Origin of the sequence: Rhizobium aureum (assembly GCF_030182495.1) — a bacterium.
In the GTDB taxonomy this organism is placed as follows: domain Bacteria; phylum Pseudomonadota; class Alphaproteobacteria; order Rhizobiales; family Rhizobiaceae; genus Rhizobium; species Rhizobium tropici_C.
Genome location: NZ_JAQJCI010000014.1, coordinates 80,154 through 93,300 on the forward strand (window position 1 = coordinate 80,154; position 13,147 = coordinate 93,300).

General features: G+C 60.9%; 11 protein-coding genes. 5 read left to right on the forward strand and 6 right to left on the reverse strand.

The genetic code is table 11. The annotated features are described in order from the left end of the window. Positions 1-72 precede the first annotated feature (72 nt). The 4 genes from xylB to PH552_RS25215 all read right to left on the reverse strand — a co-directional run bounded on the left by xylB (position 73) and on the right by PH552_RS25215 (position 5,595). Positions 73-1,530, reverse strand: a complete 1,458-nt coding sequence (gene xylB, locus PH552_RS25200; protein ID WP_183764758.1) for a xylulokinase — start codon at positions 1,528-1,530, stop codon at positions 73-75. Positions 1,531-1,567: 37 nt separating this feature from the next. After that, positions 1,568-2,593, reverse strand: a complete 1,026-nt coding sequence (locus tag PH552_RS25205; protein ID WP_183764755.1) for a LacI family DNA-binding transcriptional regulator — start codon at positions 2,591-2,593, stop codon at positions 1,568-1,570. A 150-nt stretch (positions 2,594-2,743) separates the two neighbouring features. Then, complete coding sequence (locus PH552_RS25210; RefSeq protein ID WP_113249550.1) at positions 2,744-4,348, reverse strand: DHA2 family efflux MFS transporter permease subunit; 1,605 nt, start codon at positions 4,346-4,348, stop codon at positions 2,744-2,746. 26 nt (positions 4,349-4,374) lie between these two features. Further along, complete coding sequence (locus PH552_RS25215) at positions 4,375-5,595, reverse strand: HlyD family secretion protein (protein WP_113249549.1); 1,221 nt, start codon at positions 5,593-5,595, stop codon at positions 4,375-4,377. A 180-nt stretch (positions 5,596-5,775) separates the two neighbouring features. On the opposite strand from PH552_RS25215, the gene PH552_RS25220 reads away from it, so the two are divergent. The 3 genes from PH552_RS25220 (at position 5,776) to PH552_RS25230 (ending at position 8,311) form a co-directional block, all read left to right on the forward strand. Continuing rightward, complete coding sequence (locus PH552_RS25220; protein WP_113249557.1) at positions 5,776-6,456, forward strand: TetR/AcrR family transcriptional regulator; 681 nt, start codon at positions 5,776-5,778, stop codon at positions 6,454-6,456. Between the two features lie 117 nt (positions 6,457-6,573). Then, a complete protein-coding gene (locus PH552_RS25225) occupies positions 6,574-7,413 on the forward strand; it encodes a GyrI-like domain-containing protein (protein ID WP_113249548.1) in 840 nt (279 codons plus the stop codon). Positions 7,414-7,570: 157 nt separating this feature from the next. Next, a complete protein-coding gene (locus PH552_RS25230; RefSeq protein ID WP_113249547.1) occupies positions 7,571-8,311 on the forward strand; it encodes a TerC family protein in 741 nt (246 codons plus the stop codon). A 45-nt stretch (positions 8,312-8,356) separates the two neighbouring features. Here the strand turns inward: PH552_RS25230 and PH552_RS25235 are convergent, their stop codons facing one another. Further along, positions 8,357-8,767, reverse strand: coding sequence for a hypothetical protein (locus PH552_RS25235; protein WP_112343240.1), 411 nt, complete (start codon positions 8,765-8,767; stop codon positions 8,357-8,359). Positions 8,768-9,120: 353 nt separating this feature from the next. Between PH552_RS25235 and gltX the strand changes: the two genes are divergently transcribed. Both gltX and lysS read left to right on the forward strand, forming a co-directional pair. Beyond that, positions 9,121-10,578: a glutamate--tRNA ligase gene (gltX, locus tag PH552_RS25240; RefSeq protein ID WP_112343239.1), complete on the forward strand. Its 1,458-nt coding sequence runs from the start codon at positions 9,121-9,123 to the stop codon at positions 10,576-10,578. A 16-nt stretch (positions 10,579-10,594) separates the two neighbouring features. After that, on the forward strand, positions 10,595-12,091 hold the full coding sequence (gene lysS / locus PH552_RS25245) for a lysine--tRNA ligase (protein ID WP_113249546.1): 1,497 nt from the start codon (positions 10,595-10,597) through the stop codon (positions 12,089-12,091). 134 nt (positions 12,092-12,225) lie between these two features. Here the strand turns inward: lysS and PH552_RS25250 are convergent, their stop codons facing one another. Further along, positions 12,226-13,062, reverse strand: a complete 837-nt coding sequence (locus tag PH552_RS25250) for a hypothetical protein (protein ID WP_113249545.1) — start codon at positions 13,060-13,062, stop codon at positions 12,226-12,228. Positions 13,063-13,147: the final 85 nt, after the last annotated feature.

Sequence of the window (13,147 nt, forward strand, 5' to 3'; positions counted from 1 at the left end):
GTATGGGTGACTGCAGTAAGCTCCGTCGTCCCCTCTCCCCTCGGGGAGAGGGCTAGGGTGAGGGGGTTGACCTCAAACCATGCTCAACGGCTTGATCGCCGGATAAACCGCTCGGTAGCGCTTGTAGGCATCCGCATAAGCATCCGTCAGCGACGCAACCGGATCGATCGTGCCGGCCGTCTGCGGCGGGGTGCAGACCGCGACGGGGTCGGCGCCGGTGGCGGCAATCAGGCCGAGACGCGCAGCACCGAAGGCGGCGCCGAAATCGCCGTCCGCCGGCAGATCGACCGGTACGCCGAGCGCAGTCGCGATCGAGGCCAGCCAGTAGCGGGAGCGCGAGCCGCCGCCGATGGCGGTCACACGTGCGATATCCGTGCCGGCCGAGCGCAGCGCTTCCAGATTGTCGCGGATGGCGAAGGACACGCCTTCGAGCACCGCTTGCGTCAGCACGGCGCGGCCGCTTTCATGGCCGAGACCGATGAAGGCGCCGCGGATCGTCGCGTCGTTGTGTGGCGTGCGTTCGCCGGAGAGATAGGGCAGGAAGGTGACGCTGCTCGGCGCCTTCAGCGTCTCACCAAGCTCGCTGGTGAGTTCAGCAGCAGACTTGCCTGTCACATGCGAATGCCAATTGAGCGCATCGGTTGCCGAGAGGATGACGCCCATCTGGTGCCAGGTGTTGGGCAGCGCGTGGCAGAAGGCGTGAACAGCACTTTCCGGCTTCGGCAGATAGGAGCCGTTGGCAGCAAAGAGCACGCCAGACGTTCCGAGCGAAACGAAGGCCGCACCATGGCTCACAGTGCCCATGCCGCAGGCCGAGGCCGCATTGTCCCCTGCCCCGCCGGCAACGACGACATCGCCGCCGATACCCCATTTCGAGGCCAACTCGCTGCGGAGCTTGCCGGCAACGTCGGTGCCTTCCACCAGAGCCGGCATCTGCTTTTCATCGAGATTGGTCGCGGCCAGCAGCTCGGACGACCATTTGCGCTTGCCGGTATCGAGCCAGGAGGTGCCGGCCGAATCGGACATTTCCGACATGTGCTCGCCGGTCAGCCAAAGGCGCAGATAGTCCTTCGGCAAAAGCACCCAACGCACCCTCGCGAAAATCTCCGGCTCATGCTTGGCGACCCACGCGAGCTTCGGCGCGGTAAAGCCGGGGAAGACGATATTGCCGGTCAGCGCGCGAAATCGCGGATCGGCGTCGAGCGCTGCAGCCTCATGATAGCTGCGTGTATCGTTCCAGAGAATGCAGGGACGCAGCACCTTGTCATCGGCATCAAGCAGCGTCGCGCCATGCATCTGGCCGGAAAGGCCAATGCCGCGCACGGCCGCCAACTCCTTCGGATGTGCCGCCTTCAGCCCGGCAACGGCCTCTTCGGTCGCGCGGATCCAGTGGGCCGGATCCTGCTCGGACCAGCCGGGATGCGGGCGCGAGACGTCAAGCTCGCCATTGGCCGAGCCGATGATCTTCTGATTGCCGTCGATCAGCATCGCTTTGACGCCGGACGTTCCGAGATCGAGACCCAAATACATCAGATGTTACTCCCTGTGCTCTGCCGTGTTCGAATGCTCAGGGCAGATTATCCTTCAAGAAAATGTCGAGACGTATGCGCTCCTGATCGGCGATGACGGCCTGGCCGTCGGCGGTCGCCTTCATGACGCGGATGGCGCTGCGCACCTCGTGACCGGCATCCTGGTTGAGAACGGCGTCGATCGTGCCCTCCACCAGCGCTGCACGCGTATGCTGCGTCAGCTCATGAACGACGACGGTCAGTTCGCGCTCGGGCCTGACGGCCTTCAAGGCAGCGATCAGGCCCCGGTTGCCGGCACCGAGATTGTAAATGCCGATAATGTCCCTGCTTTCGGACAATGCCTTGGAAACGAGCGATCGGGCTAGGTCCGGATCGTCGCGCCCTTCCAATACGGGTCGCGGGTGCAGCCTGGGAAACTCCTCGGCCATGACGTCAGAGAAGCCCTGCAGGCGCTCGCGATGGTCGCGCACCAGCATGGAACCGGCGAGAACGGTAATCTCGCCCTGGCGGCCGCCAAGGAAGCGCCCGAGCAGCCGGGCGGCTGTGCGGCCGGCGGCGATGTTGTCGATGCCGGCATAATGATGCCGGGCGGAATCGGTCAGATCGGAGACAAGCGTGACGACGGGGACACGCTGGGAGACGAGCCGGCCGACCGCAGCCCGAACCTCGGGCGCATCGGTCGCCACCAGCGCGACGCCGGCGATGTCCTGCCCCTGCACCGCATCGAGCGCCGACACCAGCGCCGGCACATCGAAAGGTGGCACCTCGACGATACGGATATCCGTGCGCTCTATGCTCGCCCGCAACGTCGCATGATGCACCTCTGAGCGCAGCCCATGCATGAACGAGTTGTCGCCTGTCGGCACGATGAAGACGAGAGGATAGACGCGGCCCTTGGCCAGATTGGCGGCGGCGACGTCGCGGATATAGCCGATCTCCCGAATAGCGGCCTCCACCTTCTCCCGCGTCACCAGCCGCACGCCCGGCCGCTGGTTCAAGACACGATCGACGGTGGCGAGGCTGACGCCCGCGGCGGCGGCTATATCATGCACGGTCGGTCTCATCGGCTCCTCCTTGCCGAAATCCTTTACCGCCATTTCTGATGTACGTAAATCAAAAATTTCCGGCCGCTCGATTTTCCTCACAGGACCATAAACAAAAAAAGGCCCCTCACGAGGAGGGGCCATGCCTTGGGAGCATTCTTAAGCGTTGGATCAGTGGCCTCCGCCGCCACCGCCGCCTGTCGGACTGGGCTTGCTCAACATGAGGACGCCGAGGATCATCGCCAGGAACAATACGGTCAGCATCAGGAAGATATCCCCGAAGGACATGACCACCGCCTGCCGCGTCGCCATGTTGACCATCTGCTTCAACGCGGCCTGCTCACCGTCGAGGCCGGCTGCGTTGAAATTGGCGGCCATGTTGTTCAATTGGGTTACGGCGGCATGGCTGCCCCAATGAATATGGTCACGCAGGCTGAAATAATGCTGGTCCTGCCGGTTCGTCAGCAGCGTGTTGATGATCGCGAGACCGACGGCACCGCCAAGGTTACGCGTCAGGTTGAACAAGCCGGATGCGCCGCGCATGCGGGCGGGCGGCATGGTTCCCAGCGCGATATTGTTGATCGGCACCATGCAGAGCATCAGACCGAAGCCGCGCAGGATCTGAGGAATCATCAATTCCCAGAAATCCCAGTCCGTCGTCAGGTGCATCATGATGTAAGTACCGGCCGAGAAACTGGTGAAGCCGATGATCATCAGGATGCGGAGATCGATTCTGCCCGCAAGGAAACCGGCCAGCGGTGCCGTAAAGAACATGGCAAGGCCGGACACGAACATCGTCTCGCCGATCTGCAGAGAGTCGTAGCCGCGGATACGCCCGAGGAAAAGCGGATAGATATAGGTCAAGCCATAGAGACCGATACCCATCACGAAAGAGAACATCGAGCCGAAAGCGAAATTCTTGTTCGTGAAGGCTCTGAGATCGACCACGGGAAATTCGACCGTGAAGGCACGATAGAAGAAGATCACCGCACCGATCGCGGAAGCGATAGCGCCCGCAACGATATAATTGTCGTTAAACCAGTCGTTGGTATTGCCCTCTTCGAGAACATATTCCAGCGCGCCCAGAAAAACGCCCATGGAAAGAAGCCCCCACCAGTCGAATTTCTTCATCAGCGACAGTTCGGGCTTATCGAAATCGATGAAGTTCCAGGTCACGATTGTAACGATGATACCCGGGGGGATGTTGACCAGGAACAGCCAGTGCCAGGAAAAGGCATTGGAAAGATAGCCGCCCACGGTCGGGCCGATGGTCGGCGCAAGCGTCGCGATCAGGCCGATGATCGGCGAGACGACGTTGCGCTTGGATGGCGGGAAGATCGTGAATGCCGCCGCGAACACGGAAGGGATCATGCCGCCGCCGATGAAGCCCTGCAGGGCGCGGTAGACGATCATCTGGTCGATGTTGGTGGCGGTCGCGGCAAGCGCGCTCGCTGCAGTGAAGCCGGCGGCCGAGATTGCGAACAGATAGCGCGTCGAAATGATGCGCGCCAGCGTTCCCGACAACGGGATCATGATGACTTCGGCGATCAGGTAGGCCGTCTGCACCCAGCCGATCTCATCCGAACCGGCGCTGAGGCCTGCCTGGATTTCGCTGAGCGAGGCGGAGACGATCTGAATGTCGAGGATTGACATGAACATGCCGAGCACCATCGCCAGAAAGGCGATGAGTTTTTTCGTGTCGATGTGATCCGCCGCTGACGCGGCGGGGCCGGCCGCGCGCGGAGGCGACCCGGCTGTAGTGCTGGCGGACGACATGCTGCGTCTCTCCCGAGCTTGATCGCTTACTTATCCGGCGCCGTGCGGGTATCGACGTCGACGACGACGCTGAGGCCTGCGCGCAGACGGCCGGTGTTGAGCGCGTCCTGCGGCAATGCGATGCGGACAGGCACGCGCTGAATGATCTTGGTGAAGTTACCCGTCGCGTTTTCCGGCGGCAGCAGCGAGAAGACCGAACCGGAAGCCGGCGAGATCGACTCGACGGTGCCGACGATGGGATGATCGCTATAGGCATCGACGTGAATATTGACCTTGGAACCGGGAACCAGATGCTGGATCTGCGTTTCCTTGAAATTCGCGTCGATATAGAGCTGGCGGATCGGCACGATCGCCATCAGCTTCTGGCCGGGAGAAACAAGGTCACCTTCCTGGACAGAGCGATTACCGACAATGCCGTCATACGGCGCCTTCAGCACGGTGAACGACAGGTCGCGGGAAGCCTTGTCGCGAGCGGCCTCCAGTCCCTTGATCGTGCTCTCGGCCTGCCTGCGCTGAGCCTGCAGCAGATTGATGTTCGCCTGCGCCGAGGCAATCGCGGCATCGCCGCCGACCAGGTTCGCCTTGGCTTGGTCGAGCGCGATGTTGGCGCTATCCAAGGCGGCCGTGGTGCCGACCGACTTCGACTGCAGTTCGGCAGCGCGCGTCTGGGTGATCTGCGCGCCACGGACAGTGGCTTGCAGGGCAACCTTCTGTGCCTGCGACTGCGCAAGAGCGGCCTGGCCGGCTGCGATCTGTGCATCGATGGTATGGAGTGAAAGCTGCTCGGTATCGAGCGAGGCCTGGGCCTGTTCCAGCGCCAGCTTATAGTCGCCGTCATCGAGCGTGGCGAGCACGTCGCCGGCCTTGACCTGCTGGTTGGCAACGACGTTCACCTTGGAAACGTAGCCGGTAACCTTCGGCTGGATGGTCGCGATGTCGCCGCCGATATAGGCGTCGTCTGTCGAGACCATGAAGCGGCCGTTCGTCCACCAGTCATAGCCGTACCAGCCGCCGGCCGCGAGAGCGGCGACGAGGATAATCGGAAAAACCAGGCTGCGCCGCTTTTTCTCCGGCGGCGGTGGGGCCGCAGGGACCGGAGCAGCAGGCGCAGCCTGGGCGGGGGCAGGGTTGCGACGTGTTTCAGCCGCCGGAGCTTCAGCAGACACGCCGCCTTCGCGGGCTTCCGCCTCAGCATCTGCTGGCTCGTCCACGATGCGTGCTACATTGTTTCCATGACTTGACGACATTTCCCTACCACCGAAATCTGGCAAAATAATCGAACCGAACGGTTCGGTTCAATTGACATAGAGCCTTTTTCACTCCATATCAAGAGATATCGAACTGAGCGGTTCGATTTATTTGGCGAATCTGTTTAAGATTTGGAAAAAGTGATCGCCTATCGCGTAAAGGAGACGGTGAAAGAGCCGATGAAACACGAATCCCAAAATGCCGCTGTGTTGAACGCGCCTGCGCCGGGCTCCGGTGGGCGCTGGGCAGCCGGCGAAGACCCTGCCAAGCGTCATCAGATTCTCGAAGGCGCCAAGCGTGTCTTTATGAAAATGGGTTTCGATGCGGCGAGCATGAACGATGTCACCCGCGAGGCGGGCGTTTCCAAGGGCACTCTCTACGTCTATTTCGCCAACAAGGAAGATCTGTTCGCCGCCATGATGGAGAGCGAGCGCGCCCATTTCGTCAACCTTGTGCGCAATGCTCTTTCAGACGAAGCGGATGTCACGACCTCGCTTTATGATTTCGGTATCGTCTTCGTCACGCACGTCACCTCGGATAAGACCATCAGCGCCATGCGCACGGTCATCGGCGTGCGCGAACGCATGCCCTCGCTCTGTCAACGCTTCTTCACCGGTCCCGAAAATCTGCGCACGGTGCTGCGCGGCTTCCTCGAGCGCCAGGCTGCAGCTGGCCATCTCAAAATCGATGATTTCGACATGGCCGCGCGTCATTTCCTTGAAATGGCCAGTGGCGGCTATTTCAAGCTACGGCTGTTCGGCGACATGGAGGAGCCTCCGTCGAAGGAAGAGATCGACTATGTCGTGCGCGGTGCCGTGCGCGTCTTCCTGGCCGGCTACGGCCCCGACCGCAAGGATTAGCACGAACAACTCTCCCCTTGTTGCCGGCGAGCAGGTAGTGATCCAACTCCGCAACGGCGATCAAGCATCGCCACCGCCGGAGGCCTATGACTGGCCCGGCAACCAGGGGAGTTGAAGATGAGCGCGATCGGAAGAGCGATATGGTTTATCGAAAGCCATTTTGCGTCCGATATCTCGCTGGACGAGATTGCCGAGACGGCCGGGCTGTCTCGCTATCATCTGTCGCGCGTCTTCGGCATGACGACAGGCCATTCGATCAGCAGCTATATCCGGAGCCGCCGCCTCAGCGAGGCAGCCCTCGCGCTGATCGACGGTTCCTCTTCCATTCTCCAGGTTGCCCTCGATGCCGGCTACGGCTCGCACGAGGCCTTCACCCGCGCCTTCCGCGAGCAGTTCGGCATGACGCCGGAAAGTCTGCGCAAGCAGGGGCACATTCGCAACCTCGCTCTACAGGAGCCGATCAGAATGGACGACACCCGCCTTCCCAAGCTCGATGCCCCGCGCTTCGAAACCCACCCCGCAATGCTGCTCGCCGGCCTTGCGGAAACCTATGCCCACGAGGCAACGCAGGCGATCCCCTCGCTTTGGCAGAAGTTCAATCAGCATTTCGGTCATATTCCAGGCCAGGTCGGCAATGTCGCCTATGGCGTCTGCACCCAGGCGGAAGAAGGCAGCGAAAGCTTCCGCTATATGTCGGCAGCCGAAGTTTCAGCCGCCGACGGCCTGCCCGAAGGCTTCGTGACAATGAAGCTGCCGCAGCAGCGCTATGCGATCTTCACGCATCGCGGCCATATCTCCGGCATTTCCGCCACCGTGCAGCAGATCTTCGGCGAATGGCTGCCGCAATCGGGCCAGCAGCATGGCGGCACCCCCGACATGATGGAACGCTACGACGAGCGCTTCGACCCACGCACGGGCGCGGGCGTGACGGAGATATGGGTCCCCCTGAAGGCCTAGAAACCCAGCGTGGGAACAAGACCCGGAGATAAGGCCGCCGCCACGAAATTGGCGGTGGCGCTTGTACGGACGACTGCGCTCCTTACATTACGGCCATTCTGGAAAGGCCGGGCTGGGGGTCAGCACCGGCGAATGCTGATCAAAGGGGGCATCGTCAATGGATATTATCGGGCTGATACAGGACCCGGGGGCGTGGGTGGCGCTCATCACGCTTGTCGTCATGGAGGTGGTCCTCGGCATCGACAACCTGATCTTCATCTCGATCCTCACCAACAAGCTGCCGCCGGAGCATCGTGACAGAGCCCGCAAGATCGGCATCGGCCTCGCCCTTATCATGCGCCTCGCGCTGCTCGGAACAGTCGCCTGGATCGTCCAGCTGACCCAGCCCGTCTTCGAAATCTTCGGCCAGGGCTTCTCCTGGAAGGACATGATCCTCATCGGCGGCGGCCTCTTCCTCGTCTGGAAAGCGACGAAGGAAATCCATCACAATGTCGATCCGCAGGAGCAGGGCGAGGATTTCATCGCTAAATCAACCACGACCTTCGCCTCGGCGATCGGCCAGATCCTGCTGCTCGATCTGGTCTTCTCGATCGACAGCATCATCACCGCCGTCGGCATGACGCCGCACCTGGCGATCATGTTCGTCGCCGTCATCGCCGCCGTCACGGTCATGCTGGTCGCCGCAAACCCGCTCGCCAACTTCATCGAGAAGAACCCGAGCATCGTCATGCTGGCGCTCGCCTTCCTGCTGATGATCGGCACGACGCTGATCGCCGAAGGCATGGGCGTACATGTTCCCAAGGGCTACATCTACGCCGCCATGGCCTTCTCCGCTCTGGTTGAAGTGCTGAACATGGTGGCACGCAACCGGCGGAAAAACGCATCTGGCGGCCATTGATCGAAAGAACTGCGCCCGCCAGCGGGTGCAGTCCCATTAGAGCGATCAATCCTGCACGTGCACGTCGACCCATTCGCCGATATCGCCGCGGCCATAAATGTCGACCTTGATCCAGACGTTGCCGCGAACGATATAATTCCCGGCATCGTCGGCGATATTGCCGTTTGCCAGCATGGCTTCCAGCTTCTGGCGATTGGAGGGCAGTGAGAAGAAACTGTCGCCCTCGTCGCCACGGTCACGGCGGCGATAGGCGTGATAGTTGGCACGGTCCTGGCGGATGATCTGCCAGGGCGCCGTCAGGCGCTCGCCCTTGGAATTGTAAAGGTCGTCATTGCCGATATAGGCGCGGTAGGACTCGATCAGCCGGGCAGAACTGTCCCGCGTGATGGTCGATTGCGCCGCGGCTGCATCGAACGCGGCGACCGCCAATAAAAAGCTCAAAATCAGTTTCTTCATTGTTTCCTCGCGGTGGACGATTGAAGACCTATTTCGTCACTGCCGCGAAAATTGCAAATCAAATTCGACGGGCAGCCCGCTTTTGTCTCCGTAGCCTTATGAAGAGTAAAGACGTCTCGTGAAATTGAGAGACCGGCTCAAATCGATGCGGCGCAACCGGGTGCAAGCGGCCTCGCAGCGCAGTTTCCCTTGACGTCTCCCGTTGAATATGGCCTAAGGCCAGCCATACGGAAACGCGGAACTGAAGCGTTAAGAACGCCCTTTTCCGGCCGGTTTCCTGATCCAGATACACATTTTCGGCTGGACGGCGCTTGTCCCAAGCGCGGCCCGGCCTTTTATGACGGGCAAACAAAATGACCACATCAGGCGTTCGCGTCCGCATCGCACCCTCCCCCACCGGCGAGCCGCATGTCGGCACCGCTTATATCGCGCTGTTCAACTATCTCTTCGCCAAGAAACACGGCGGCGAGTTCATCCTGCGCATCGAGGATACCGACGCGACCCGCTCCACTCCGGAATTCGAGACCAAGGTGCTCGACGCGCTGAAATGGTGCGGCCTGAAATGGTCCGAAGGTCCCGATATCGGCGGCCCTTACGGCCCCTATCGCCAGAGCGACCGCAAGGACCTCTACAAGCCGTATGTCGAGCAGATCGTTACAAACGGCCACGGCTTCCGCTGCTTCTGCACGCCGGAGCGCCTGGAAAAGATGCGCGAGGCGCAGCGCGCCGCCGGCCTGCCGCCGAAATATGACGGCCACTGTCTGAACCTCTCGGCCGAAGAAGTGACCTCACGCGTCGCGGCCGGCGAGCCGCATGTCGTGCGCATGAAGATCCCGACGGAAGGCTCCTGCAAGTTCCATGACGGCGTTTACGGAGATGTAGAAATCCCGTGGGATGCCGTCGACATGCAGGTTCTCCTGAAGGCCGACGGCATGCCGACCTATCACATGGCCAACGTCGTCGACGACCACCTTATGAAGATCACTCATGTCGCGCGCGGCGAGGAATGGCTCGCCTCGGTGCCGAAGCACATTCTGATCTATCAGTATCTCGGCTGGGAGCCGCCGGTGTTCATGCACCTGTCGCTGATGCGCAATGCCGACAAGTCGAAATTGTCGAAGCGCAAGAACCCGACCTCGATCTCTTATTACACGGCCCTCGGCTATATCCCCGAAGCGCTGATGAACTTCCTCGGCCTGTTCTTCATCCAGATCGCCGAAGGCGAAGAGCTCTTGAGCATGGATGAGCTTGCCGCAAAGTTCGACCCGGAAAACCTCTCCAAGGCCGGTGCGATCTTCGATATCCAGAAGCTCGACTGGCTGAACGGCCGCTGGATCCGCGAAAAGCTCTCGGAAGAGGAATTCCAGCATCGCGTCCTGATCTGGGCGATGGAAAACGATCGCTTGAAGGAAGGCCTGAAGCTCTCGCAGTCACGCATCACCAAGCTCGGCGAACTGCCCGATCTCACCGGCTTCCTGTTCAAGTCCGATCTCAACCTCGACCCCTCCGCTTTCGCGAAGATCAAGTCGACGCCAGAGGAACTCTTGGAAATCCTGAACACGGTGCAGCCAGATCTGGAAAAGATCCTCGAATGGAACGTCGAGACGATCGAAGCCGAGCTGCGCGCCATCGCCGACCGCATGGGCAAGAAGCTGAAGGTCATCGTCGCGCCGCTTTTCGTCGCCGTATCGGGCTCCTCGCGCTCCCTGCCGCTTTTCGATAGCATGGCGATCCTCGGCCGCTCCGTCGTACGCCAGCGGCTGAAACTGGCCGCGCAGACCGTTGCGACCCTCGTCGGCCCAAAGAACTGAACCGGACTTTAAAACCATGAACGACAAGACCGAAGCATCCGCCCTCTCCTCCGACGCAACGGAAGTTCGCCGCCAGAAGCTGAAGCTGCTGCGCGAACAGATCGGCGACGTCTATCCGGCGCATTTCCACCGGACCATGACCAATGCCGAGCTCGCTGCGAAATACGAGGGCCTGGAGCCGGATACGGAAACCGGCGATGTCGTCACCGTTGCCGGCCGCGTCTATTCCTCGCGCAACTCCGGCATGTTCATGGATATCCACGACGCCTCCGGCAAGATCCAGATCTTCAGCCACAAGGACGTGACCTCGGAAGAGGCCCGCTCCCTGCTGCCGATGATCGATATCGGCGACATCATCGGCGTCACCGGCATAGTGCGCCGCACCAAGCGCGGTGAGCTCACGATCAACGCCCAGCAGATCACCATGCTGACCAAGTCGCTGCTGCCGATGCCGGAAAAGTGGCACGGCCTTTCCGATATCGAGCTGCGCTATCGCAAGCGCCATCTCGACATCATGACCAACGAGGAATCGAAGCTCCGCTTCCAGCAGCGCAGCCGGATCGTCTCTGGCATCCGCCGTTTCATGGAAGATGACGGCTTCATGGAAGTCGAGACGCCGATGCTGCATTCGGTCTATGGCGGTGCCACCGCCGAGCCGTTCAAGACGCATCACAACACGCTGAAGCTTGACATGTACCTGCGCATCGCTCCGGAGTTGTTCCTGAAGCGCACCCTGGTTTCGGCCCTCGCGGACAAAGTCTTCGAAATCAACCGCAATTTCCGTAACGAAGGCGTCTCCACCCGGCACAATCCAGAATTCACCATGATGGAGTGCTATTGGGCCTATGCCGACTACGAGGACATGATGGATCTCGTCGAGCGGCTGTTCTCGACGCTCGCCATGTCGATCCACGGCAGCACGGAATTCGCCTTCGGAGACAAGCAGATTTCCTTCAAGGGCCCGTTCCGCCGCGTGCCGATGCCCGATGCCGTCAAGGAAGCGACCGGTATCGATTTCCTGGCGATCAAGACCGACGAAGAAGCCCGCGACGCCGCCAAGGCTGCCGGCTTTACCGTCGAGAAGGATGCAACCTGGGGCGAATGCCTTGCCTTCATCTTCGAAGAGAAAGTCGAGGGCACGCTGATCCAGCCGGCGCACGTCACGCATTTCCCGAAGGACATCTCGCCCTTCGCCAAGGAAGTACCGGGCGAACCGCGCCTCGTCGAGCGCTTCGAGACCTATTGCAACGCCTGGGAACTCGGCAATGCCTTCTCGGAACTCAACGATCCGGAAGAGCAGCGCGCCCGCATGGTCGAGCAGCTCGAGCAGGCGCATGCGCGCGGTGAAAAGCAGAAGGAACTCGACGAGGAATTCCTTGATGCCATCGACCAGGGCATGCCGCCCGCAGGCGGCCTCGGCATCGGCGTGGACCGCCTCATCATGCTTCTGACCAACTCGCCGTCGATCCGCGACATCATCCTCTTCCCGGCCCGTCGCAACAAGGCCGATTGATCCGGCGATTTCAGACGCCAGAACAATTCAAGGAAAGCGCGTGGCGCTTTTTCGTCCGGAATTGCGCAAGAACAAACAGATTGGGCGTTTCAGCGTTTCGCGGAACCGCCCAATCTGCAACAGGGACGATGGCGTCAATTCGTGATGGGCGATCGGCGGTCCGCGGCACCCGTCATGGTCGGGTCCAGTCGCGGTGACGGAGTCTTTTCCTTGTCGCGGGCATCGGCGCCGATGAATTCGCCGTTGTCGTCATAACCGGGCCGCACATTGCCGGTCGATTTCGGCTCCGGCAGCGACGGCTTGGCATCATGCTGTTCTTCTTTTGCCGCTGCCTTTTCTTCCGCAGCGATCGCCGCTTTCATCTTGTCCTTCTTCGCGGTCGCGGCACCATTGTCGCTCGTCAGCGCGTTGTCGCAATCGCTATAGTCCTTCAATTCGGCAAGCGCGGCATCGATATCCTGCGGCAGCATGGTGACCTGCTCACCGTAGAACAGGCCGGCATTGCTGGCGCCGCCATCATAGTAGCGCGCCGTCACCGGCACCTCGGAGCTGCCGTCGACGAGCTTGTCCGGGTGCGGCACGTAGACCACGTCGGCGCCCAGCGCCCGGCCACGTATGTCGGAGCGCAGCGTCGGTCCGTTCTTGTCGAGAACCACAACCTGAACGAGATCCGGCTTCTGCTCCTGATACACAGCCTTGGCGACCCTGAGCGCGGTCCTGACCCGTGTCAGGCCATCGGTCGGTTCCGTGCGGATATATTTACGCACCCAGAAGCGGTTTTCCTTGCGGATGGTGACGAGATTGACATCCAGGCATTGAAGCCCGTTGGGGGAAGCCGACGCTAAATCGAGCAATTTGTCCTTGCCGATAGAAAGCGCCAAAACGCCGGAGGAGCCCACGAGCAGGGCCACTCCGCCGATCATGACGACAAACTTCCGGTGTGCCCGGAAAATATGCAGTAAGGCGCTCACGCCAACTGCTCCAGCATAGACCACTCCAAGCCGACAAAGATGATCAACCCTCACGTTAGGCAGAGGGCGTTTCGGAATACTTAAA